Raw genomic sequence first — 23,180 nt, forward strand, 5'->3', positions numbered from 1 at the left:
TGGAGTCGGCACCGGCTCGATCCAAGCCCCCGGGCCCAACCTTAGTCGCTACGAGCGACCACTTGCCGCGAGGCGAGCATGGCGGGCCGGTGTCACCTGACTCGTGGAAGACAGACCCGCGTCACCTTCTGGTGGCGCGGGTCTGTTTGTGTTCACGGGTTACGCATCTGCTGGGGTTCCAGGGTTACGCATCACCACTACTTCTCGTATGGTGGAAGAAAGTTTCCGAAAGGTGGCAGTCATTAACTGCTACCGGCCGGTAGGTGCGACGATCGGAACGCACGTGCGGGGCTGAGCCCCGTCCGCGTGCGGCAACGAAGCTCAGGAAAGCGAAGGACTCGGCCATGGCAACGGCGCCCAGCGTCTCGTACTCGATGACGGTCAGGCTGGAGGTGCCCGCGAGCGGCACAGCGGTCTCCCAGCTCACCACGGCCGTGGAGTCCTCCGGAGGCTCGGTCACCGGCCTCGACGTGACCGCCTCCGGCCACGAGAAGCTGCGGATCGACGTCACGATCGCGGCCTCCTCCACCTCGCACGCGGACGAGATCGTCGAAGGCCTGCGCGACATCGAGGGCGTCGTCCTCGGCAAGGTCTCCGACCGTACGTTCCTGATGCACCTCGGCGGCAAGATCGAGATGGCGTCCAAGCACCCCATCCGCAACCGTGACGACCTCTCGATGATCTACACCCCCGGTGTGGCGCGGGTCTGCATGGCGATCGCCGAGAACCCCGAGGACGCCCGCCGCCTGACCATCAAGCGGAACTCCGTCGCGGTGGTCACGGACGGCTCGGCGGTGCTGGGCCTGGGCAACATCGGCCCGATGGCGTCGCTCCCCGTGATGGAGGGCAAGGCGGCCCTCTTCAAGCGCTTCGCCGGCATCGACGCCTGGCCGATCTGCCTGGACACGCAGGACACCGACGCGATCGTCGAGATCGTCAAGGCGATCGCCCCGGGCTTCGCGGGCATCAACCTGGAGGACATCTCCGCCCCCCGCTGCTTCGAGATCGAGGCACGGCTGCGCGAGGCCCTGGACATCCCGGTCTTCCACGACGACCAGCACGGCACCGCGATCGTCGTCCTGGCCGCGCTGACCAACGCGCTCCGCGTGGTCGGCAAGGCGATCGGTGACGTACGGGTCGTCATGTCCGGCGCCGGCGCTGCCGGCACGGCCATCCTGAAGCTGCTCATCGCGGCCGGGGTCAAGCACGCGGTGGTCGCCGACATCCACGGCGTGGTGCACGCGGGCCGCGAGGACCTGGTGGACGCCACCCCGGACTCACCGCTGCGCTGGATCGCCGACAACACCAACCCGGAGGGCGTCACCGGCACCCTCAAGCAGGCCGTCGCCGGCTCCGACGTCTTCATCGGCGTCTCCGCTCCGAACGTCCTGGACGGCGCCGACGTCGCGGCCATGGCGGAGGGTGCGATCGTGTTCGCGCTCGCGAACCCGGACCCCGAGGTGGACCCGGCAATCGCCCGCGAGACGGCGGCCGTTGTCGCCACCGGGCGCTCCGACTTCCCGAACCAGATCAACAACGTGCTGGTCTTCCCGGGTGTCTTCCGAGGTCTGCTGGACGCTCAGTCCCGCACCGTCAACACGGAGATGATGCTCGCCGCGGCGCGAGCCCTCGCCGACGTGGTCGCCGAGGACGAGGTGAACGCGAACTACATCATTCCCTCGGTCTTCAACGACAAGGTCGCGGGCGCGGTCGCGGGTGCGGTCCGGGAGGCCGCGAAGGCGGCCGGCGTGGCCGAGGCGGCGTCCGACCCCGCGTAGTCCCCTCCGCTCCGACGGCCCTGCCACACGCCGTCCGCGGGGGTCGGCGACGGCTCCCGCGGGCGGTGCCGTAGCTCACGTCCGGGCGGCCCGTACGGCGCGTCGCGGGTCGCGGCGTCCCAAACGCCCCTTTAGGGTGGGCGGGCAGCGAGCCCCACAGGCCCGGCATCCGCTGCGGACCGCTCCAACAAGTCGACGGAACGTCATCACAGGCAACCGGTGGTGCTTTTCGTGTGACGACGAGGGGTTCCGGATTGGCGTTAGCGCCGCAGGTGGGGGCAGGATGCGTATTCGGGCGCGAGGGTCTGACAGCAGACCCGGGTCCGGGGACTGTCAGAGGGCCCTGGCAGCATCGGCTTCGATCTCACGCCTCACAGGCAAGAAGAACACGGGAGTACAAACATGAACCGCAGTGAGCTGGTGGCCGCCCTGGCCGACCGTGCCGAGGTGACCCGCAAGGACGCCGACGCCGTTCTGGCCGCCCTCGCCGAGACCGTCGGCGAGATCGTCGCCAAGGGCGACGAGAAGGTCACCATCCCCGGCTTCCTGACCTTCGAGCGCACCCACCGTGCCGCTCGCACCGCTCGTAACCCGCAGACCGGCGACCCGATCAACATCCCGGCCGGCTACAGCGTGAAGGTCTCCGCGGGCTCCAAGCTCAAGGAAGCCGCCAAGGGCAAGTAAGGCCCCGAGGCATCAATGAAGGGCGGCCGTCCCGACCGGGGCGGCCGCCCTTCGGCATGCCGAGGGGCGGGCCCGGGGCTTCGGCCCGCCGCACACCGCCCGTGCGGGCGCTGTGAGGCGCCCTGCGGCGCTCCGGCCCCCTCCGGTGGCCCCGGAGGGGGCCGGGTGTCCCGTTCGGCTCTGTACGGGCGTTCTGCGGCGTGCCCGCCGGTGGCCGGGGCGGGACACGAGCGCAGGACCGACGCAGAAGCCCGCCGCCCCGGTCCCTCGCGGGGGCCGGGGCGGCGGACTGTGGTGCGCGGGTGCGCAGTGCTGTGTGCGGCAGCACTGTGCGTACGCCGGAGTGCGCCGGCGGGCGCGTCAGACGAGCGAGCCGCCGGGAAGCTCGACCTTCGCGCCGAGCTTCTCGAGCTTGTCCATGAAGTTCTCGTAGCCGCGGTTGATCAGGTCGATGCCGTGCACCCTGGACGTGCCCTGGGCCGCCAGGGCGGCGATCAGGTACGAGAAGCCGCCGCGCAGGTCGGGGATGACCAGATCCGCGCCCTGGAGCTTCGTGGGCCCGGACACGACCGCCGAGTGCAGGAAGTTCCGCTGGCCGAACCGGCAGTCGGAGCCCCCGAGGCACTCGCGGTAGAGCTGGATGTGCGCACCCATCTGGTTGAGCGCCGAGGTGAAGCCGAGCCGGGACTCGTAGACCGTCTCGTGGACGATCGACAGTCCGGCGGCCTGCGTCAGGGCCACCACGAGCGGCTGCTGCCAGTCGGTCTGGAAGCCGGGGTGCACGTCCGTCTCCAGGGCGATGGCGTTCAGCGCGCCGCCCGGGTGCCAGAAGCGGATGCCCTCGTCGTCGATCTCGAAGGCACCTCCGACACGCCGGAAGGTGTTGAGGAAGGTCATCATCGAGCGCTGCTGGGCGCCGCGCACGTAGATGTTGCCCTCGGTCGCCAGCGCCGCGGACGCCCAGGAGGCGGCCTCCAGGCGGTCCGGGATCGCCCGGTGGGTGTAACCGTCGAGCCTGTCGACACCCGTGATCCGGATGGTCCGGTCGGTGTCCATGGAGATGATCGCGCCCATCTTCTGCAGTACGCAGATGAGGTCCTCGATCTCCGGCTCGACGGCGGCGTTGGACAGCTCGGTGACGCCCTCGGCGAGGACGGCGGTCAGCAGCACCTGCTCGGTGGAGCCCACCGACGGGTACGGCAGCCGGATCTTCGTGCCCCGCAGTCGCTGCGGGGCCTCCAGGTACTGACCGTCGGCCCGCTTCTCGATGACCGCGCCGAACTGGCGGAGCACCTCGAAGTGGAAGTCGATCGGCCGGCCGCCGATGTCGCAGCCGCCGAGGCCCGGGATGAACGCGTGGCCCAGCCGGTGCAGCAGGGGGCCGCAGAAGAGGATCGGGATGCGCGACGAGCCCGCGTGGGCGTCGATGTCGGCGACGTTCGCGCTCTCGACGTGCGACGGGTCGAGGATGAGTTCGCCCGGCTCGTCGCCGGGGCGGACGGTCACGCCGTGCAGCTGCAGCAGCCCCCGGACCACCCGCACATCGCGGATGTCGGGCACGTTGCGGAGCCGGCTGGGCCCGCTGCCGAGCAGCGCGGCGACCATTGCCTTCGGCACCAGGTTCTTGGCGCCTCGGACGCGGATCTCGCCCTCCAGCGGGGTTCCGCCGTGGACAAGCAGGACATCGTCTGTGCCGGTCATGTATCTCGCGTTCCGGAGTGGTCGGGCAGGGGGCCATCAAAAGGGTAATGGGCCCCCGCCCCCCTTCCGTAAGGCGCCGGGGGGTGTACGAACGTCATGAATCCGCCACAACACGTTCTGCTTGCCGGTCCTTGCGGAGGGTCACCGTCCGCGAGGGGCGTCCGCCGGTCCCCCGATCGTGCGCTCCCCGCGCGCCCGTGCGGTGCCCGTACGCCCTGAGCTGCGGAGGGGCGCGCTCCGGGGGCGGTCGCGCCACTTGGCCCCCGCGGAGGGCCGGGATGCGGGATCATCTGTGCCATGACGGAGGTGTCCTCGCTCACAGGGCGGCTGCTCGTGGCCGCGCCCGCCCTGGCGGACCCGAATTTCGACCGTGCGGTGGTGCTGCTCCTCGACCACGACGAGGAGGGCTCGCTGGGTGTGGTCCTGAACCGGCCGTCCCCGGTCGGTGTCGCGGACATCCTCGCGTCCTGGGCCGGTCTGACCGGCGAGCCGGACGTGGTCTTCCAGGGCGGTCCGGTGTCGCTCGACTCCGCCCTGGGTGTGGCGGTGATCCCGGGGGACGAGGGGCCCTCCCCGGCCCCCATCGGCTGGCGCCGGGTGCACGGGGCGATCTGCCTGGTGGACCTGGACGCGCCGCCGGAGCTGCTGGCGGCGGCCCTCGGTTCCCTGCGGATCTTCGCCGGATACGCGGGCTGGGGGCCGGGCCAGCTGGAGACGGAGCTGAGGGACGGCGCCTGGTACGTGGTCGAGTCGGAGCCCGGAGACGTCTCCTCGCCACGCCCGGAACACCTCTGGCGTGCGGTTCTGCGGCGGCAGCGCAGCGAACTGGCCATGATCGCGACGTATCCGGACGACCCTTCGCTGAACTGATGCGCGGAGCTTTCAGTACGCTTGGCAGTTATGAGCACTCTTGAGCCCGAGCGTGGGGCAGGTACGGGGACCCTCGTAGAGCCGACGCCGCAGGTGTCGAACGGCGACGGTGACCACGAGCGCTACGCCCATTACGTCCAGAAGGACAAGATCATGGCGAGCGCCCTGGAGGGCACTCCCGTGGTGGCGCTGTGCGGGAAGGTCTGGGTTCCCGGACGCGACCCGAAGAAGTATCCGGTCTGTCCCATGTGCAAGGAGATCTACGAGTCCATGGGCGCCGGTGGCGACAAGGACAAGGGCAAGGGCGGCAAGGACAACAGCGGCAAGAAGTAGACCGCCCGGCCCTTATGACCTCTTAGCTCTTTTACCTCTTTCCGGAACCTGGCCCCGGCCCCCGGGATGCGCGGAGACGCGCGTCCCGGGGGCCGTTCGCGTGCCGGGGGCCCGTGCACGTCCGTCCTCGGGGCGGCGGGAGCGTGGGTTCGCGTTGCACGGGCTGCACCACGAGGTCACAGAGTGGTTGAGACCACTTGTCGGCGTGCTGGGGCGCCCTTAGTCTCCTGCGAGTTGTGCAGAACGAAACGCACGTTGCATGGAATGCAACGATTGACCGGTAGGGGTCCCGGATGAAGCTTTCTGCTCGAATCGCCGCTCCGGCCACGGCACTTGTGCTGGCCGGCCTCACCCTCACCGCCTGCGCGCCGGGGACCTCCGAGACCGGCGCGGAGGGGGACGAGAAGTCCGGGACGCTCCGCGTCTGGCTCTTCCAGGAGGTCGGCAACAAGCCCAAGGAGAAGGTCGTCGACGCCGCCGTCGCCGACTTCGAGAAGTCCCACGAAGGGGCCGAGGTCGAGGTCGAGTACATCCCCGTCGACACCCGCGCCCAGCGCATCAAGGCCGCCTTCAACGACCCGAAGAGCGCCCCCGACCTCATCGAGTACGGCAACACCGACACCGCCGGATACGTGAAGGACGGCGGACTGGCCGACATCAGCAAGGAGTTCGCCGCCTGGGACGACGCCAAGGACACCGACCCCACCGCCAAGCAGTCCGTGACGGTGAACGGCCAGGTCTACGGCGCGCCGCTCTTCGTCGGCGTACGGGCGCTGTACTACCGCACCGATGTCTTCGAGGAACTCGGCATGAAGCCTCCGAAGACCCAGGACGAGCTGATCTCCACGGCCAGGAAGATCCACCAGGAGAAGCCGGACCTGTACGGCCTCGCGGTCGGCGGCGCGTACACCTACGGCGCCATGCCCTTCATCTGGGCCCAGGGCGGCGAGCTGGCCGAGGAGACCGGGGTGACCTACCGGTCCGCCATCAACAGCGCGAAGGCCCGGAAGGGCATCGAGGCCTACACCTCGCTCTTCGGCGACGACAACTGCCCGGCCGCCAAGTGCGCGGCCATGGGCGGCAACGCGACCGTGACCGCCTTCGCGTCCGGCAAGGCGGCCATGGCGATCGGCGGCGACTTCAGCCACGCCGCGGTCGAGGCGGGCAAGGTGAAGGGCAAGTACGCCGTCGTGCCGCTCCCCGGCGCGAAGAAGGACTCGATCGCCCCGGCGTTCGCCGGAGGCAACAACATCGGCGTACTCAAGAGCAGTTCGCACCGCACCCTCGCGGTCGACCTGATGAAGTCCCTGACCGGCAAGAAGACGCAGGCGAAGATGTTCGACGCCATGGGCTTCCTGCCGACGTACACGGACGTGCTGGACACCGCCGCGGAGAAGGAGCCCTTCGTCGGCCCCTTCGTCGACACACTCGGCGCGGGCGCGAAGTTCGTCCCGGCGTCCCCGGCCTGGGGCCAGATCGACGCCTCGCTGGTCCTGCCGACCATGTTCCAGGAGATCGTCAGCGGCCGTAAGGACGTGGCCGCCGCCTCGGACGACGCGGCGAAGAAGATGGACGCGGCGTTCGCCGAAGCGGGCTGACGATGACCGCCTACACCGCACCGCCCAAGGTCCCCTCCGTGTCCGGGGCGAGCGGGACGCCGTCCCGCACGCCCCGGCGTCGCCCGGCGTCACCGGCACGGCGCTCCGGCTGGACCCCCTGGCTCTATCTGCTCCCGGCGCTCGTCCTGCTCGGCGGACTCCTCGTCTACCCGATCTACCAGCTGGGCCTGATCTCCTTCCTGGAGTACACCCAGGCCCAGGTCAGCGGAGGCGCACCGACCACCTTCCAGGGGTTCGGCAACTACGCCACCCTCTTCGGCGACAGCCAGTTCTGGCAGGTGCTCCTCTCGACCGTGGTCTTCGCCGCGGCCTGCGTGCTCGCCACCCTGTTCGTCGGCTGCGCCCTGGCCGTCCTGCTGACCAGGATCCGCGCCCTGCCCCGGCTGGCGCTCATGATGGCCGCGCTGGGGGCCTGGGCGACGCCGGCCATCACCGGCTCGACCGTCTGGGTCTTCCTCTTCGACCCGGACTTCGGCCCGGTCAACAAGGTGCTGGGGCTCGGCGACTTCTCCTGGACGTACGGGCGCTACAGCGCCTTCGCGCTGGTGCTCCTGGAAGTGCTCTGGTGCTCGTTCCCGTTCGTGATGGTGACCGTGTACGCGGGCATCCGGGCCATCCCCGCCGAAGTGCTGGAGGCGGCCTCGCTGGACGGCGCCTCGCAGTGGCGGATCTGGCGGTCCGTCATGGCTCCGATGCTGCGCCCGATCCTGATCGTCGTCACCATCCAGTCGGTCATCTGGGACTTCAAGGTCTTCACCCAGATCTACGTCATGACCAACGGCGGCGGCATCGCCGGCCAGAACCTGGTGCTCAACGTGTACGCCTACCAGAAGGCGTTCGCCTCCTCGCAGTACAGCCTCGGATCGGCGATCGGCGTCGTGATGCTCGTGATCCTGCTGGCCGTGACGCTGGTCTATCTGCGCCTGATGCGGCGCCAGGGGGAGGAACTGTGAGCGCACGCACGCTGCTGCGCGTCCGTCGGCCCGGAAGGCTCGCGGCGGAGGCCGCGGCCCTCGTCATCGCCGTCGTGGTCGCCTTCCCGCTCTACTGGATGGTGCTCTCCGCCTTCAAGCCGGCGGGCGAGGTCCAGTCCACCGAGCCCCGCCCCTGGACCCTGTCCCCGTCCCTCGACTCGTTCCGCCGGGTCTTCGAACAGCAGGAATTCGGCCGTTACTTCCTCAACAGCCTGATCGTCGCCGGCACCGTCGTCATCGCGTCCGCGCTGATCGCCTTCCTCGCCGCGACGGCGGTGACCCGGTTCCGCTTCAAGTTCCGCACGACGCTGCTCATCATGTTCCTCGTGGCGCAGATGGTGCCGGTCGAGGCGCTGACCATCCCGCTGTTCTTCCTGATGCGGGACTTCGGCCAGCTCAACACCCTGGGATCACTGATCCTGCCGCACCTCGCCTTCTCGCTGCCGTTCGCCATTTGGATGCTGCGAGGCTTCGTCAAGGCCGTCCCCGACGCGCTGGAGGAGGCCGCCTACATCGACGGGGCGAGCCGCAGCCGTTTCCTGTGGCAGATCCTCTTCCCGCTCGTCTTTCCCGGCCTCGTGGCGACCAGCGTCTTCTCGTTCATCTCGACCTGGAACGACTTCCTCTTCGCGAAATCGTTCATCATCAGCGACACCTCCCAGTCGACGCTTCCCATGGCGCTGCTGGTCTTCTTCAAACCCGACGAGAACGACTGGGGAGGGATCATGGCGGCCTCGACGGTGATGACCATTCCCGTACTGGTCTTCTTCGTCCTCGTACAGCGCCGCCTGGTCTCCGGACTCGGCGGAGCGGTGAAGGACTGACACATGAACCACCTGATCCCCGCGCCGGTGCGCACCGGTGGAGACGACAGCGGCGCGTTCCTCCTCGACGGGGCCACGACCCTTGACGCCGGCCCCGGGACCGAGGGCACGGAACGCTGGCTGCGCACCACCCTCGGGTCCGCCTTCGGTCTGCCGCTGGCCCCGCGCACCCCGGCCGACCAGGGCGGCAACACCGTCGGCCTGCGGATCGACGCCAACCTGGAGCCCGAGGGCTACCGGCTGTCCGTGACGCCCGCCGACGGCGTACGAATCACCGGCGGGAGCGCGGCCGGAGTGTTCTGGGGAGCGCAGACCCTGCGTCAGCTCCTCGGCCCCGAGGCGTTCCGCCGCGCGCCGGCCGGCCCGGGCGCGAGCAGGAGCATCCCCGTCACGGAGATCGAGGACGGCCCCCGCTTCGGCTGGCGCGGGCTGATGCTCGACGTGGCACGCCACTTCATGCCCAAGGACGGCGTGCTGCGCATGCTCGATCTGCTGGCCGCCCACAAACTGAACGTCTTCCACTTCCACCTCACCGACGACCAGGGCTGGCGCGTCGAGATCAAGCGCCACCCCCGGCTCACGGAAGCGGGCGCCTGGCGCGCACGCACCAAATACGGCCACCGCGCATCCGAACTGTGGGACGAGACCCCGCACGGCGGTTACTACACCCAGGACGACATCCGCGAAATCGTCGCGTACGCCGCCGAGCGGCATATCCGGGTCGTCCCCGAGATCGACATCCCGGGCCACTCGCAGGCGGCGATCAGCGCGTATCCGGAACTGGGCAACACCGATGTCATCGATACCTCCGCGCTTTCCGTGTGGGACACCTGGGGAGTCAATCCGAACGTACTCGCCCCCACTGACAACACCCTGCGCTTCTTCGAGGGCGTCTTCGAGGAACTGCTCGACCTGTTCCCCGCGGAGACCTCGCCCTTCATCCATGTCGGGGGCGACGAATGCCCCAAGGACCAGTGGAAGGCGTCGCCCACGGCACAGGCCCGCATGGCCGAGGCCGGCCTGGCCGACGAGGACGAGCTCCAGTCCTGGTTCATCCGCCACTTCGACCGCTGGCTCACCGCCAGGGGCCGCCGCCTCATCGGCTGGGACGAGATCCTGGAGGGCGGACTCGCCGAGGGCGCGGCCGTGACGTCCTGGCGGGGCTACGCGGGCGGGATCACCGCCGCCGAGGCCGGGCACGACGTCGTGATGTGCCCCGTGCAGCAGGTGTACCTGGACTACCGTCAGGACGGCGGCCCCGACGAGCCGATGCCCATCGGGTACATCCGCACCCTGGAGGACGTCTACCGCTTCGAGCCCGTGCCCCCGGCCCTCTCCGAGGAGGCGGCCCGGCACGTCATGGGCACCCAGGCCAACGTCTGGACCGAGGTCATGCAGAACCGCGACCGCGTCGACTACCAGGTCTTCCCGAGACTCGCCGCCTTCGCCGAGGTCGCCTGGTCACGGCTCCCGGCCCCGGACGAGCGGGACTTCGCCGGCTTCGAACGCCGGATGACCACGCACTACGCACGGCTCGACGCCCTGGGTGTCGCCTACCGGCCCCCGGCCGGCCCGCACCCGTGGCAACGCCGGCCCGGCGTCCTGGGTCGCCCGATCGAGGGACCGCCCCCGACCGTGTGACCACCGCCCCGTCCGACGGCCAGGGGAACCGAATAAGTCGTACGAACCCGCTGAAGAGTGTCAATTCGTGCGACGGGCAGAAGGGCTGCCAAAGGTGACTTTTCCCCTGGTCGTGGGTGGAAACACCCTTGGTGGACCCTCGCGTCGGACAGCCCGGAAGATGTGCCAGAGTTGCCACGTCCCGGCCGTGAGCACGTACCGTACGGCGGACAGGCGGGACTGCCGGGACACCGGGAAGGGGCAGCTGGGTTGACCACGCACGCACCGCAGGCGATGCAGTCGGTGACGCTCCCGGCCTCGCTCGACGAGGCCGTGGCGGCTCTCGGCGCCATGCCTGCCGCCGTCCCCGTCGCCGGGGGCACGGACCTCATGTCGGCCGTCAACAAGGGCCTCCTGCGGCCCTCCGGGCTGGTCGGCCTCGGCCGGATCAGCGAGCTGCGCGGCTGGCACTACCAGGACGGCCACGCCCTGCTCGGCGCCGGGCTCACCCACGCGCGCATGGGGCGGCCCGACTTCGCCGCCCTCATCCCCGCGCTGGCCGCCTCCTCGCGCGCCGCCGGCCCGCCCCAGATCCGTAACGCCGGGACGCTCGGCGGGAACATCGCCAGCGCGGCGCCGACCGGCGACGCCCTGCCGGCACTGGCCGCCCTGGAGGCCGAGCTGGTCATCGCGGGCCCCGGGGGCTCCCGCCGTGAGATCCCCGTCTCGCACCTGCTGGCGGGCCGCGAGATGCTCCAGCCCGCCGAGCTGATCGGCTTCGTCCGCGTGCCCCTGCTGCACGCCCCCCAGGTCTTCCTCAAGGCGACCGGCCGCACCGGTCCCGGCCGCGCCACCGCCTCCGTGGCGGTCGTCCTGGACCCGGCGCGACGCGGGGTGCGCTGCGCCGTCGGCGCGATCGCCCCGATGCCCCTGCGGCCGCTCGAGGCCGAACGCTGGATCGCCTCCCTGATCGACTGGGACGGCGAACGCGGTCTGGCCCCCGACGCGCTGGCCGCCTTCGGCGAGTACGTCGCGGCGGCCTGCATCCCCGACCAGGCTCCACCGGACGACGGGGGAGAGGCACCTCCGCTGTCGCCCGCCGTCCTGCACCTGCGGCGCACGGTCGCCGCGCTCGCCCGACGCGCACTGGGGAGGGCACTGTCGTGAGCAATGAAGAGAACCCCGAGCAGCCCGACCCGTACGCCGGCTGGCAGCCGACACCGCAGAGCGGTGAGTACGACGCCGAGGCGACCGCCTTCGTCCACCTGGACCCGGAGGACCTCGCCGGCCTGACGAGCGACCCGCTGGCCGCCCCCGGGCAGGGCTACGTCCCACCGATGATCCTTCCGCTGACCCCGGCGGCCGGCCTCGACCCCGCGGCGACCGGCAGCTGGGTCGTGCAGACGCAGAGCCAGCAGGAGCGGGCGGCCGGCCACTCGCCGGACGCGGAGCCCGCACCGGAGGCGGTGCACTGGCCCGACCCGAACCAGCAGCAGGACCCGTACCGGCAGCCGTACCCGGACACGTCGCAGTACGTGCAGACGTCGTCCACGACGGCCCAGTGGAATTTCACCGAGGCCGTCCCCGCGGAGCCCGGGCCGGAACCGGCCCCCGAACCCGCCGGCCACACCGGCGAGTGGACGATCCCGGTGGCGAGCGGCGACCTCCCGGAGGAGTCCGGCGAGTTCGCCTCCTCGGCGATGGCCTCCCAGTGGTACGCCGACCCGCCCCCGGCCACGCTGCCCGGCGGCGCGCCCGCCCCGTGGGCGACGCAGCCACCGGCCGCCGGTCCCGAGGCCGCCCCGGAGGAGGCCCCGGCCGGGCCCTCGGAGGCCGCGGAGACCCCGGAGGACGCGCCGCAGACGGAGGAGACCGCGGAGGAGCCCCTCGCGGGCCCCGAGGCGGTCGCGGAGGCGGCAGGCGAGCCGGAGGCGCCCCTGGAGGCCCCGGCGCCCACCGCCGACGCCCCGGAATCCGTGGCGGAGGCACCCGGAACCGAGGCGCCCGAGGCCGAGGTACCCGGAACCGAGGTACCCGGGGCCGAGGCGCCCGGAGCCGAGGCGCCCGGAGCCGTGCCCGTCGTCGGACCCACCCCCGAACCCACCCTCGAACCCGCCCTCGAACACGGCCCCGTGCCCACGGAGCAGCACGCCGACCCGGCCCCCCCGGCGGGCCCCAGCGAGCACCCCGCGGCCTCGTACGTCCTCCATGTGAACGGCGTGGACCGCCCCGTCAGCGACGCCTGGATCGGCGAATCACTGCTGTACGTGCTCCGGGAGCGCCTCGGCCTCGCGGGAGCCAAGGACGGCTGCTCGCAGGGCGAGTGCGGTGCCTGCAACGTCCAGGTCGACGGCCGCCTCGTGGCCTCCTGCCTGGTTCCCGCCGCCACCACCGCCGGCAGCGAGGTCCGTACCGTCGAAGGGCTCGCGGTCGACGGCGAACCCTCCGACGTCCAGCGGGCCCTGGCCGAGTGCGGGGCCGTCCAGTGCGGATTCTGCATCCCCGGGATGGCCATGACCGTCCACGACCTCCTGGAGGGCAACCACGCCCCCAGCGAGCTGGAGACCCGTCAGGCCCTGTGCGGCAACCTCTGCCGGTGCTCCGGCTACCGGGGCGTGCTCGACGCCGTACGCGACGTCGTCGCCGGCCGGGAGGCGACCGCGGACGCGGCGGCGACCGCTCCGGACGACGCCGAACCGCGCATCCCTCACCAGGCCGCCCCCGGCGCGGGCAGCGTCCAGGCACACGAGGGAGACGTCCGGTGAACACCGCGCCGTCTCCCGCACCACCGGTCATCCCCACCACCAGCCGCCGCAGCGGAGCGAACGACAAGGAGGCGGCGTGACCAGCGACGCAGCCACCGCGACCAGCACCACGCACACCACACCGCCGTCCGACGGCCCCGACCCGGCCCAGGAGACACCCGCGCTCGGACTGGGCGCCTCGCTGCCGCCCGCCGACGCCCGCGCCAAGACGGAGGGCACCTTCCCCTACGCGGCCGACCTGTGGGCCGAGGGGCTGCTGTGGGCCGCGGTGCTGCGTTCCCCGCACCCGCACGCGCGCATCGTCTCGATCGACACGGCGGCGGCCGCCGGCATGCCAGGGGTGCGCGCGGTCGTCACGCACGAGGACATCCCCGGGGACGGTTCGTACGGCCGCCGGGTCGTCGACCGCCCCGTGTTCGCCTCCGAACTCGTACGCCACCACGGCGAGGCGATCGCCGCCGTCGCCGCGGACCACCCCGACACCGCCCGGCTGGCCGCCGCCGCGATCACCGTCGAGTACGAGGTCCTCGAACCCGTCACCGACCCCGAGAAGGCCTTCACCGCCGAGCCCCTCCACCCCGACGGCAACCTCATCCGCCACATCCCGCTGCGTTACGGCGACCCGGACACCGTGGGCGATGTCATCGTCGAGGGCCTGTACCGCATCGGCCGTCAGGACCCCGCCCCGATCGGCGCCGAGGCCGGCCTCGCCGTGCCCCGCCCCGACGGCGGCGTAGAGCTCTACACGGCCTCCACCGACCCGCACACCGACCGCGATCTGGCCGCCGCCTGCTTCGGCCTGGACCCCGAGCGGGTCAAGGTCGTCGTGACCGGCGTCCCCGGAGCGACCGGCGACCGCGAGGACCCCGGTTTCCAGATCCCGCTGGGCCTGCTCGCCCTGCGCACCGGCTGCCCCGTCAAGCTGGCCGCCACCCGCGAGGAATCCTTCCTCGGGCACGCCCACCGCCACCCCACCCTGCTGCGCTACCGCCACCACGCGGACGCCGAGGGCCGGCTGGTCAAGGTCGAGGCACAGATCCTCCTCGACGCGGGCGCGTACGCCGACTCCTCGTCCGAGTCGCTGGCCGCCGCCGTGGCCTTCGCCTGCGGTCCGTACGTCGTCCCGCACGCCTTCATCGAGGGCTGGGCGGTCCGCACGAACAACCCGCCCTCCGGGCATGTGCGGGGCGAGGGCGCGATGCAGGTGTGCGCGGCGTACGAGGGCCAGATGGACAAGCTGGCGGCGAAGCTGGGCATCGACCCGGTCGCACTCCGGCTGCGCAACGCCCTGTCCACGGGCGACATCCTGCCCACCAGCCAGACCGTGACCTGCCCCGCACCCGTCGCGGAACTCCTCGGCGCGCTCCGCGACTTCCCGCTCCCCGCGCTTCCCAAGGACACGCCGGAGGACGACTGGCTGCTCCCGGGAGGCCCGGAGGGCGCCGGCGAACCCGGAGCCGTACGCAGAGGTGTCGGCTACGCCCTGGGCATGGTCCACATGCTCGGAGCCGAGGGCGCCGACGAGGTCTCCACGGCCACGGTGCGCGTCCATGACGGGGTCGCCACGGTCATCTGCGCGGCTGTCGAGACCGGCCAGGGCTTCACCACGCTCGCCCGCCAGATCGTCCAGGAGACCCTGGGCGTCGAAGAGGTCCACGTGGCGGCGGTGGACACCGACCAGCCCCCCGCCGGACCGGCGACGCACGGCCGCCACACCTGGGTCTCGGGTGGCGCGATCGAACGGGCCGCCAAGATGGTCCGTACGCAGCTCCTCCAGCCGCTGGCACACAAGTTCGGGATGTCCACGGAGCTCCTGCAGATCGCCGACGGCAAGATCACCTCGTACGACGGTGTGCTGTCCACGACGGTCAGCGAGGCGATGGAGGGCAAGGAACTCTGGGCCACCGCCCAGTGCCGCCCCCACCCCACCGAGCCCCTGGACGAGTCCGGCCAGGGCGACGCGTTCGTGGGCCTGGCGTTCTGTGCGGTCCGCGCGGTGGTCGACGTCGACATCGAGCTCGGCTCGGTCCGGGTGGTCGAGATGGCGGTCGCCCAGGACGTCGGCCGGATCCTCAACCCGTCGCAGCTGGCGACCCGCATCGAGGCGGGCGTCACCCAGGGAATCGGCGCGGCCCTCACGGAGAACCTCCGCACCGCCCGCGGCGTGATCCGCCACCCGGACCTCACCGGGTACGCACTCCCGACGGCCCTGGACGCACCGGACATCCACATCGTGAAACTGATCGAGGAACGCGACGTGGTGGCCCCGTTCGGCGCCAAGCCGGCCTCGGCGGCCCCGGTGGTGACGTCCCCGGCAGCGGTGGCCTCGGCGGTCCGGGCGGCCACGGGCCGCCCGGTCAACCGCCTCCCGATCCGGCCGCAGGCGGCGGTGGCCTCCCCCAAGTCGTAACGCTTCGGACGGGGTTACGCACCGCCCGTGCAACCTGGGGCACGGTGTGTCACCGGTGGTGGTTACAGTGACTCGGTAGCTGTAGTCGGCTGTATCCGGGGGAGGGTGCTGTGCTGCCGAGTGAGGGCGGAGCGGGACCGGTGGCGGTGCCGATGCCGGGGTTCGCCGGAGCGGGCATCGCAGCGGCGTCCCTGGCGACGGAGCTCACGTCGTTCACGAAGTTCCGTGCCCGCATAGACGAACTTCTGCGCGACCTGAAGGAGTCCCCTGCGGGGCCCGGGAAACTGGCCGAGGACCCCATGTCCCGTCGGCAGTTCGGCGGCGGCGACAACCGGTGGGCCGAGGCCGCCTCGCTGTTCACGTCGTACCGGACGGTGATCACGGAGCTGGAGACGCTGTCCAAGCTGCTCTCGGACTGCATCGAGGGCATGAGCATCGCGGTGCTCGCCTCGCACAACGGCTACGCGAACATCGACGAGGACCTGCGTCGGCGGATGCTCGCGATCAGTGACGGGGTGGAGAATCACTACGGCGGGAAGTACGACCCGACGGGGCAGCGAAACGGGCAGGGGCCCCCGGACGTGCCCAAGCCGGAGCCGACCACCGGATCGATCTGATGACGCCGACGTGCACGGGAACAGCACGCCGGATGGGCGGGGGCTAGGGATGGACCACGGGGAAGCAGGACAGGGCACCCCCTTTGACAGCATGACCCACGAGACCATGCTGGCCTGGCTGGACATGGCCAACAGCGGGGCGATCCAGGGTGCCTCGGACCGGCTGCTGAGCGCGGCGAAGGAGATTCGCACGGTCGCGAATGAGCTCAAGGGTCGCCCTCAGACGGTCGAGTGGAAGGGCGAGGGCGCGGACGCGTTCCGCACCTGGAGCGCGGACCTGGCCAACGCGACGCTGCGGCTGGGCGACTACAGCGAGGGCGCGTCGAAGTGGCTGGCCCAGGCTTCGGACTCGCTTGCCTCGGCCCAGGTGGCCATCCCGCGTACGCATGCTGGAGCGCAGGCGAATCTGGATGCGGCACGGGCGGCGCGGAACGACCCGGACGCGTCCGCGGTGGCGCAGAAGTCGGCTGAGACGCTGCTCGCCGCGAAGGAGGCGAACCGCCAGGAGGCTGCGGCGGAGATGCGGAAGCTGGCGCAGTCGTACGCGTTGTCGGCGTCGCAGCTGGACGGGCTGGAGAAGCCTGTGTTTCCGCCGCCGCCGGGGGCGATCGTGCCGGAACGAGCAGTTGGCTACGGCGGCTCCGAGACTTACGGCACATCAACCGGCGACTTGGGAGCCGCAGAGGGCGAAGGCGCGATCCGCGAGGGGACTGCGCACTCCCAGTCCTCACAGGCAACGGGTTCAGGAAGCCAAGGCGCTTCTGGCTCATCAGCGGTTCGCGTGCCGCCCGACCTGGGAACTCCGGCGAGTATGGAAGTCAACAGCACGGCGACTCTGCCGCAGTCGTCACCCACGCCCTCGGCGCCACAGCCGGGGCCGCCGGTTACGGGTAGGCCGGACGGTGGTCTGCCCGCCGGGCTCGCCGTGCCGCCCGCGTTCGGCGGTGGCGCACGGACAAGGCCAGGACCCTTCGGCAGGGGTGAGGGCGCAGGGCTGAGCGTTCGCCCACCGTCGCTGCCTGGCCAGGGCGTGCCCGGTTCGAACTCGGCAAGCCGCACACCTCGTGATGCCGGCATCACCGGTGGTCGGCCGGTAGCACAGCCCACCGGCCGAGGGCTTCCCGGCGGAACCGTCGTCGGCGGTGAGGGAACGCAGGCGCGGGGCCCCATGGGGCATGGCGGGGTGAGTGGCGGGGGCGCCGCCCGGAGCAGGGCCTTGGGCGTACGGCCACCGGCTGGTGGGACCAGCGGAATCGTCGGTGGCCGGCCCCAGCACGTGGGGCGTTCAGGCGAGCGTCCCTTCACGCCTGGTGGGTCAGGCCTTGTCCGGAGCAACGAAAACGGGCGTGCTGCCGGACAGACGGCAGGTGGATTGCGTGCACCGTCAAGCCGTCGGCCTGGAGACCTGCGCCATGATGAGGGCGGTGAGCGTCCGGACTACTTGATCGAAGACGAAGAGACGTGGAAGCAGGACGGACGTCGCGCAACGCCGCCCGTTATCGACTGATGGAACGACTTCGGATAGGGACGCGAATGCTCGCCAGCGGTGTGCACAGGGTCGGGACAAGGGGCATTGTTTCGGCGGCGCTCGGAGCACTGCTGGTGGCTGCCACAGGAGGGACTGCCCAAGCGGAGTCGGTCCGTTCGGATCAGTGGCACCTGACAGCGATGAAGGCCGAGGGGATGTGGCGGAGCAGCACAGGGAGCGGCGTCACTGTTGCGCTGATCGATACAGGGGTCGATACGTCAGTCCCTGATCTGCAAGGACAGGTGCTCGACGGGAAGGACTTCGCTCCGGACGAAGCCGGCGATGAGCACTCTGACTACGACGGCCATGGCACGGGCATGGCTGGCCTGATCGCGGGAACAGGCGACAGCCGCAGCGGAGACGGTGCGTTCGGCCTGGCACCCGGTGTGAAGATTCTTCCTGTCCGGGTTCCCGACAAGGCTGCCAACCTTGCGGAAGACATTGAACAGTTCAACGCGAAGGTTCCTGCGGCCATCCGGTATGCCGCCGACAAGGGCGCCAAGGTCATCAACATCTCGCTGGGCACGAGCGAGGGCTCACAGCAGTTGTCGGACTCCGTGAAGTACGCGCTCAGCAAGGGCTCATTGGTCTTTGCGGCAGTAGGTAACGACGCCAAGAGCACCAACAGCGTCAAGTACCCCGGAGCAACTCCCGGGGCCGTGGGCGTGGCGGCCATCGGAAAGAACCTGCAGAGGACAGAGGAATCCCAGTTCGGGCCCCAGGTAGACCTCTCCGCGCCGGGCGAGGAGATGATCCACGCCTGTAAGAGCGAGACAGGCCTCTGCACCTCGCACGGCACCAGTGATGCCACCGCCCTCGCTTCCGCCTCCGCCGCACTCATCTGGTCCAAGCACCCGGACTGGACCAACAACCAGGTCCTTCGAGTGCTGCTGAACACGGCCGGTGGCCCCACGACCGGCGAGGAGCGTGTGGACGACATCGGTTACGGCATCGTCCGGCCTCGTATCGCCCTGCAGACGCCCGGCGACCCGGGCCCCGCCGACGAGTACCCGCTCCCGGATCTCGCAGCGGCCGATTCCCCGGAGCCCTCCGCCCGGCCGTCCAAGCCCACGGGCGGTTCCGAAAAGAGCGACGAGCCGGCCGCCGCAGCACCCGCCACCGACGACGGTGGCAACGCCGGTCTCTGGATCGGCCTGGGCATCGGCGCGGCGGCCCTCATCGGAGTCGCTGCGACCGCCCTGGTCGTCCGCTCCCGCCGCCGGACCGCGGCCCCCACTGCCCCGCAGCCGTACCAGCCCCCGTATCCGCAGTACGGCCCCCCGCCCGGCGGGCCGTACGGGGGGCCGCCGGGCCAAGGGCCCGCCGCCTGAGTTTGCACGGGTTGCCCGACCGCCGCGCACCAGGACGGCGACCGGATGGTGGCCCGGCGCTCGGGTCATGAGACTCGGGGTTCGAGCGCCGTGTGTGGCCCCATCACTCGTTCGGGGGTTGGGCGATGCCTGCGGGGTCGACGCTTGAGCTTCGGGCTTCGAGGGTTGAGACGCGAGGGCCGGGGTTCGAGACGTGTTGTTCATCCGGGGGGTAAGTAAGGGTTTTTGGGGAAACCTCCCCTCCCTCCCACCCCGTCACGGCCAGCAAGTATGACTAATTGTGATCGAGTTGCGGCGGAGAGTCGCGGCTGCTTACGGTGCCCACAACGAGACGACCCCGACACGGTGTTAGCAGCACCGGCCGGGGTCTGACCCAAGATCGATACCCAAGAAAGACGATCTCGTGGCTATCCAGCACCCTAGCTCCGCCCCGCCCGCCCCCGCAGCCTCGCGCCCGTACCGCAGGGCCTACACCGGCTACGGCAAGCAAACGATCCCGGCTCAAGGCCCATCCAACGCAAGCGCCTTCGCCCTCCTCCCCGAGCGTGAACGCTACGTCGCCGCGTATGTCGACCACCTGCCCGACGGCGCGGCCATGGACATCAAGTCGCTGGCCAAGGACCTGCCGCTGTACGGCCAGATGGCCATCGGCACCGCCCTGCGCGCCCTCTCCGTGGCCGGGCACCTGCGCCGTGTGCGCTGCCGGGTCGAAGGGGCCGGGCAGTGCCGGTGGGTGACGCTCACCTACTGGTCCCGTACCGCCCATGACAACGAGTGGTGGACCGCCAGGCTCGCAGGCGATCCGGACGCCGCCCCGGAGCAGGCACCCGTGCCCTCCGCCGAGCCGGTGGCCGTACCCCAGCAGCGCACAGTGGGGCGACCCGCAGTGAACGCGCCCACAGCTGCCGCGGCCCCGTCCCCCGCCTACCTCGCCCTCGCCGAAATCGGCCGCAGCGAGCCGCGCCTGGCGCTCTCCGCCGCCGACTGCGCCGCGCTGGAGCCGCTCGCCGCCGCATGGTTCGCGCGAGGCGTCAGCACCGACCACCTGACCTGGGCACTCACCGCCGGGCTCCCCGAACGCGTCGGTTCACCCGTAGGCCTGGTACGCCGCCGCCTCACCGACAAGATGCCGCCCCACCTGCCCACACCGACGCAGGGACCGCCTGCCGCTCGTCCTGCGTGCGGACTCCTGGTCGAGTGCACCGAATGCGGCCGCCCCGGCCCGGCCGAAGCACTCCCGGACGGCCTCTGCCGCCCCTGTACGACCGCGCACCCGTCGGCGGAATCGTCAGGGGCCGCAGCCCCGGCCGAGGTCGAACGCGACGTTTCAGCCCTCGTCGCCGGCCTCCGTAACCTGATGCGCACTCCCTGATCGGCATCCTGCGGGCGCAGGCACTCAATCCCTGGAAGTCCGCGGAGGTCATCGAGACGAAGGTGAGGCAACTGTGAGCGACGGACCCCGACTGACCTGGTTCAAGTCCAGCTACAGCGGTAACGAGGGCGAGGCCTGCCTCGAAGTCGCCTACGACTGGCACAAGTCGAGCTACAGCAACAACGAGGGCGAGGCATGCGTAGAGGTGGCCGCCGGCCCCCACACCGTCCACGTCCGCGACTCCAAGGTCACCGACGGCCCCACCTTCGCTGTCACCCCCGCCGCCTGGACCGCATTCGTGGCGGGTGCCGTCACGGACTGACCGCGTCTGGGAGCCGCTGGATTCTCAGCAGGCGCCGTCGTCGACGGTGGTGGTCAGATCGTACTCAGGGATGGAGTTGCTGCTGCCGTCCGCACCCGGGACGAAGACTCCGCCCTCCGAGGACTTTTCCTCCGTGACGTGCATGCAGACGGTGGTGCTTGCGCCGCCCCCGGAGATCTCGTAATCATGCCCGGCTCCGGCGCGCTCCACGGAGACGCGGTACATGGGCCCCTGGCCCTCGCCCGCCCTCATGACGTCCGCCTTGATCAGTGAGGCGTAGCCATCCGTCGGATCGCGGCGGATCTGCGTTTCGCCGGCCATGGTCTCGGCCGCGTCCTCGGCCGCCTTCCGTACCTCGTCCGTGTTCCAGGAGCCCTTGTCGATGCTGCTCTGGACCTGGCAGCCACCGAAGGCGAAGACCCCGGCGACCCCGAACGCGGCAATCCGCCCCACGGCCAGAGCCCCGTCCGACGGCTGTCTCGCGGCGTGCGGCCGGGCCCGCCAGTACAGCCGGTACGGGCCGACCAACGCCACGGCGAGGAACGCGGCGGCTATGACGAACAAGAAGACGATGACAACCATGCAGGAGTCCCCCGTGATCGCGCTGACTTCGCGCCCGGACAAGGGGCCAGATGCTACTCGCCCGAACCGGCGCGACTCGGATCGCGGTTGAGCCCGAAAATCTCGTCCGATCGGCGCCGGTCAGGACGAAACCGATACGGTAAGCAGGCCGAGGGCTCCCGTGCTCACTCCGAAGTAGACGCTGCGTCCGGAGCGGTTGTCCGGTGGTTCCGCAGCCTTGCGGGCTGAACCACCGGCGGCAGAAAGAGAAACTGATGTTCCTGAGGTGTTCCCATGCGTAGGGCAACCGTCGGCCTGGCGATGGCCGTGTCGCTCCTGGCCGGTGCCGTCGGCTGCGGTGAGGGCGAAAAGAGCCGGGCCGAAGAGGCCTGGGAGCAGTCCGTGGCACCCGAGCGGCTGTGTGGAGGTGCTGCGGTGTCCGCCCGGGCAGGCAAGGCTCTGAAGGTGATCACCGGTTCCTCGAGGTTCGAAGCGTCGAGCGACGACTACACAGTCGCCGGTGCTGCTAAGGACCTGAAGGACCGGTTCACGTCCTCCGTCACAGGGCGCGGGGATGTCTGCCGCGTCTACGTCCCCGTCGGTGTACCCGGTGACAGTCTGCGGATCACCTGGCGGCTGTCCGGCAGTGCCCCGACGGGCGCCCCGGCGTCGAAGTACACCGCACTGGAGATGGGGGAGCAGGCCGGTACAGCACCAGACCGCGCGTTCGTCACCTTCGCCTGTCGGGGCGGGGAACTGCCAGGTGTCGCGCCGGCGCATGTCGAGATCGAAGTCTGGAACGAGGCGTTGCCAGGTGAACCCGACGGCGACGCCGAGGCGCTGAAGGACGCCTATGCGACCGTCGCCCATTCGTTCTCCTTGGCCATGGCCAGTGAGATGGGCTGTGAGGACGGCGGAGGACTGGAAGCGCAGCCGTCGCTGCACCCGGTGTAGCCGCTGACGCACGCAGAGACGGCCGTCCCTGCGCCATGGGGACGGGCGGAGGGATGCCGGCCAAGTATCGCGACGACATGGGAGCCCACAAAGCCTGGCGGGCGCGTCACCGGTTGCTCCGTGTTCCTGCAGGCCGTGGCGGCACCGGCTGACGGCGGTGGCGGGGCCCCACTCCGGTGTGGGCTGGGCGGCGGGCCACATCTCACGGTGCACCCGGCTCCACATGGAGAAAGCCCCTCTGCCCTGCCGAAAACGTCGGGCAGGGGACTCCCTCGTTGGCTCCGATGGGTACGTCGTGTCGACTACGACACGTCGGCCCCGGCGAGGAGCCGGCCCTCGCCGTGCGTCAAGGTCACCGACAGGCGGCAGACCCTTCGACCGCCTTGGTGTAGTCGGTGATCAGATCCTTGATGGCGTCCTGGTCGTCGACGCCCGAGTCGCGGGTCTGGACCACCGTGTAGAGGTCCTGCTCCGGATGTTCCGACGACTTGCAGGAAGGGCCGGTCTTGCCGACGCCGGCCTTCCCGGTGTAGACGAAGCGTTCGTCTTCCGACAACGTCCCCTTGTCCGTGTCGGCGTATCCCTCCGAGACCCCCGCCGCGTTGTCGCCCTCCCCCCACCAGGCCTGGACGAGGTTCAGGGCCTCCTTGCCGTCCACGGACAAGTTGCAGCGGATCGTTCCCCCGTTCGGCTTCTCGGTGGCTGAAGAGAGGGAGTCACCGCCGGGCAGCGCGGCCTTTACCAGCGCGGGATCCACGGGGATCCCGCACAGCGACGTGGGCACGGTGTACGCCTTGTTGGGCGGGTCGTCGCCGGAGCACGCCGACAGGGCGGAGGCGAGGGCGACGGTGGCCGACAAGGAGACAGCCGCACCGATGAATCGGTGGCGCCGGAGAGATCCACGGGCAGACAACGCG

Annotated in this window: 20 protein-coding genes; 17 read left to right on the plus strand and 3 right to left on the minus strand. The window is 70.7% G+C overall.

Annotated features, from left to right (window positions below):
• Window positions 1–344 precede the first annotated feature (344 nt).
• Entirely contained in the window at window positions 345–1,778 is a 1,434-nt protein-coding gene (locus tag AB0P41_RS31345) for an NAD-dependent malic enzyme (RefSeq protein ID WP_356708672.1), read from the plus strand.
• A 402-nt stretch (window positions 1,779–2,180) separates the two neighbouring features.
• Window positions 2,181–2,462: an HU family DNA-binding protein gene (locus AB0P41_RS31350; protein ID WP_003968811.1), complete on the plus strand. Its 282-nt coding sequence runs from the start codon at window positions 2,181–2,183 to the stop codon at window positions 2,460–2,462.
• 360 nt (window positions 2,463–2,822) lie between these two features.
• Here AB0P41_RS31350 and murA read toward each other — a convergent pair whose 3' ends face one another.
• Window positions 2,823–4,163: a UDP-N-acetylglucosamine 1-carboxyvinyltransferase gene (murA, locus tag AB0P41_RS31355; RefSeq protein WP_329037820.1), complete on the minus strand. Its 1,341-nt coding sequence runs from the start codon at window positions 4,161–4,163 to the stop codon at window positions 2,823–2,825.
• Window positions 4,164–4,460: 297 nt separating this feature from the next.
• On the opposite strand from murA, the gene AB0P41_RS31360 reads away from it, so the two are divergent.
• From AB0P41_RS31360 to AB0P41_RS31425, 14 genes are all read left to right on the plus strand, one after another.
• Entirely contained in the window at window positions 4,461–5,033 is a 573-nt protein-coding gene (locus AB0P41_RS31360) for a YqgE/AlgH family protein (RefSeq protein WP_356708670.1), read from the plus strand.
• 30 nt (window positions 5,034–5,063) lie between these two features.
• Window positions 5,064–5,366, plus strand: coding sequence for a DUF3039 domain-containing protein (locus tag AB0P41_RS31365; protein WP_042837321.1), 303 nt, complete (start codon window positions 5,064–5,066; stop codon window positions 5,364–5,366).
• A 293-nt stretch (window positions 5,367–5,659) separates the two neighbouring features.
• A complete protein-coding gene (locus AB0P41_RS31370) occupies window positions 5,660–6,964 on the plus strand; it encodes an extracellular solute-binding protein (protein WP_356708668.1) in 1,305 nt (434 codons plus the stop codon).
• A 2-nt stretch (window positions 6,965–6,966) separates the two neighbouring features.
• The gene (locus tag AB0P41_RS31375) at window positions 6,967–7,938 is read left to right on the plus strand and encodes a sugar ABC transporter permease (protein ID WP_356708666.1); all 972 of its coding nucleotides are present in this window, start codon (window positions 6,967–6,969) and stop codon (window positions 7,936–7,938) included.
• The gene (locus tag AB0P41_RS31380; RefSeq protein WP_356708664.1) at window positions 7,935–8,783 is read left to right on the plus strand and encodes a carbohydrate ABC transporter permease; all 849 of its coding nucleotides are present in this window, start codon (window positions 7,935–7,937) and stop codon (window positions 8,781–8,783) included. Before AB0P41_RS31375 ends, AB0P41_RS31380 begins: the two co-directional genes overlap by 4 nt.
• A gap of 3 nt (window positions 8,784–8,786) precedes the next feature.
• The gene (locus AB0P41_RS31385; protein ID WP_365935526.1) at window positions 8,787–10,424 is read left to right on the plus strand and encodes a beta-N-acetylhexosaminidase; all 1,638 of its coding nucleotides are present in this window, start codon (window positions 8,787–8,789) and stop codon (window positions 10,422–10,424) included.
• 249 nt (window positions 10,425–10,673) lie between these two features.
• Window positions 10,674–11,570, plus strand: coding sequence for an FAD binding domain-containing protein (locus AB0P41_RS31390; RefSeq protein ID WP_356708660.1), 897 nt, complete (start codon window positions 10,674–10,676; stop codon window positions 11,568–11,570).
• On the plus strand, window positions 11,567–13,168 hold the full coding sequence (locus AB0P41_RS31395; RefSeq protein ID WP_365935528.1) for a 2Fe-2S iron-sulfur cluster-binding protein: 1,602 nt from the start codon (window positions 11,567–11,569) through the stop codon (window positions 13,166–13,168). The genes AB0P41_RS31390 and AB0P41_RS31395 overlap by 4 nt, the downstream gene beginning before the upstream one ends.
• 76 nt (window positions 13,169–13,244) lie before the next feature.
• Entirely contained in the window at window positions 13,245–15,578 is a 2,334-nt protein-coding gene (locus AB0P41_RS31400; protein ID WP_365935530.1) for a xanthine dehydrogenase family protein molybdopterin-binding subunit, read from the plus strand.
• Window positions 15,579–15,688: 110 nt separating this feature from the next.
• Complete coding sequence (locus AB0P41_RS31405) at window positions 15,689–16,195, plus strand: hypothetical protein (RefSeq protein WP_365935532.1); 507 nt, start codon at window positions 15,689–15,691, stop codon at window positions 16,193–16,195.
• A gap of 91 nt (window positions 16,196–16,286) precedes the next feature.
• The gene (locus tag AB0P41_RS31410; RefSeq protein WP_365935534.1) at window positions 16,287–17,702 is read left to right on the plus strand and encodes a hypothetical protein; all 1,416 of its coding nucleotides are present in this window, start codon (window positions 16,287–16,289) and stop codon (window positions 17,700–17,702) included.
• A 176-nt stretch (window positions 17,703–17,878) separates the two neighbouring features.
• Entirely contained in the window at window positions 17,879–19,054 is a 1,176-nt protein-coding gene (gene mycP, locus AB0P41_RS31415) for a type VII secretion-associated serine protease mycosin (RefSeq protein WP_365935568.1), read from the plus strand.
• Between the two features lie 403 nt (window positions 19,055–19,457).
• A complete protein-coding gene (locus tag AB0P41_RS31420) occupies window positions 19,458–20,426 on the plus strand; it encodes a MarR family transcriptional regulator (RefSeq protein WP_365935535.1) in 969 nt (322 codons plus the stop codon).
• Between the two features lie 73 nt (window positions 20,427–20,499).
• Window positions 20,500–20,748 (plus strand): DUF397 domain-containing protein, encoded by a 249-nt coding sequence (locus AB0P41_RS31425; protein WP_356708646.1) that lies wholly within the window; start codon window positions 20,500–20,502, stop codon window positions 20,746–20,748.
• Between the two features lie 24 nt (window positions 20,749–20,772).
• Here AB0P41_RS31425 and AB0P41_RS31430 read toward each other — a convergent pair whose 3' ends face one another.
• Window positions 20,773–21,372 (minus strand): hypothetical protein, encoded by a 600-nt coding sequence (locus AB0P41_RS31430; RefSeq protein ID WP_356708644.1) that lies wholly within the window; start codon window positions 21,370–21,372, stop codon window positions 20,773–20,775.
• 231 nt (window positions 21,373–21,603) lie between these two features.
• On the opposite strand from AB0P41_RS31430, the gene AB0P41_RS31435 reads away from it, so the two are divergent.
• Entirely contained in the window at window positions 21,604–22,263 is a 660-nt protein-coding gene (locus AB0P41_RS31435; RefSeq protein ID WP_356708642.1) for a hypothetical protein, read from the plus strand.
• 352 nt (window positions 22,264–22,615) lie between these two features.
• On the opposite strand, the gene AB0P41_RS31440 is transcribed toward AB0P41_RS31435, so the two are convergent.
• Entirely contained in the window at window positions 22,616–23,176 is a 561-nt protein-coding gene (locus AB0P41_RS31440; protein ID WP_365935537.1) for a hypothetical protein, read from the minus strand.
• Window positions 23,177–23,180 lie beyond the last annotated feature (4 nt).

It is taken from the genome of Streptomyces sp. NPDC079167, assembly GCF_040686735.1.
Classification (GTDB): Bacteria; Actinomycetota; Actinomycetes; order Streptomycetales; family Streptomycetaceae; genus Streptomyces.

Bases quoted from the DNA above. Each gene is read 5' to 3' on its own strand.
- AB0P41_RS31345 (WP_356708672.1), top strand. From the start codon at position 345: ATGGCAACGGCGCCCAGCGTCTCGTACTCGATGACGGTCAGGCTGGAG.
- AB0P41_RS31350 (WP_003968811.1), top strand. From the start codon at position 2,181: ATGAACCGCAGTGAGCTGGTGGCCGCCCTGGCCGACCGTGCCGAGGTG.
- murA (WP_329037820.1), bottom strand. From the start codon at position 4,163: ATGACCGGCACAGACGATGTCCTGCTTGTCCACGGCGGAACCCCGCTG.
- AB0P41_RS31360 (WP_356708670.1), top strand. From the start codon at position 4,461: ATGACGGAGGTGTCCTCGCTCACAGGGCGGCTGCTCGTGGCCGCGCCC.
- AB0P41_RS31365 (WP_042837321.1), top strand. From the start codon at position 5,064: ATGAGCACTCTTGAGCCCGAGCGTGGGGCAGGTACGGGGACCCTCGTA.
- AB0P41_RS31370 (WP_356708668.1), top strand. From the start codon at position 5,660: ATGAAGCTTTCTGCTCGAATCGCCGCTCCGGCCACGGCACTTGTGCTG.
- AB0P41_RS31375 (WP_356708666.1), top strand. From the start codon at position 6,967: ATGACCGCCTACACCGCACCGCCCAAGGTCCCCTCCGTGTCCGGGGCG.
- AB0P41_RS31385 (WP_365935526.1), top strand. From the start codon at position 8,787: ATGAACCACCTGATCCCCGCGCCGGTGCGCACCGGTGGAGACGACAGC.
- AB0P41_RS31410 (WP_365935534.1), top strand. From the start codon at position 16,287: ATGACCCACGAGACCATGCTGGCCTGGCTGGACATGGCCAACAGCGGG.
- mycP (WP_365935568.1), top strand. From the start codon at position 17,879: ATGTGGCGGAGCAGCACAGGGAGCGGCGTCACTGTTGCGCTGATCGAT.
- AB0P41_RS31435 (WP_356708642.1), top strand. From the start codon at position 21,604: ATGCGTAGGGCAACCGTCGGCCTGGCGATGGCCGTGTCGCTCCTGGCC.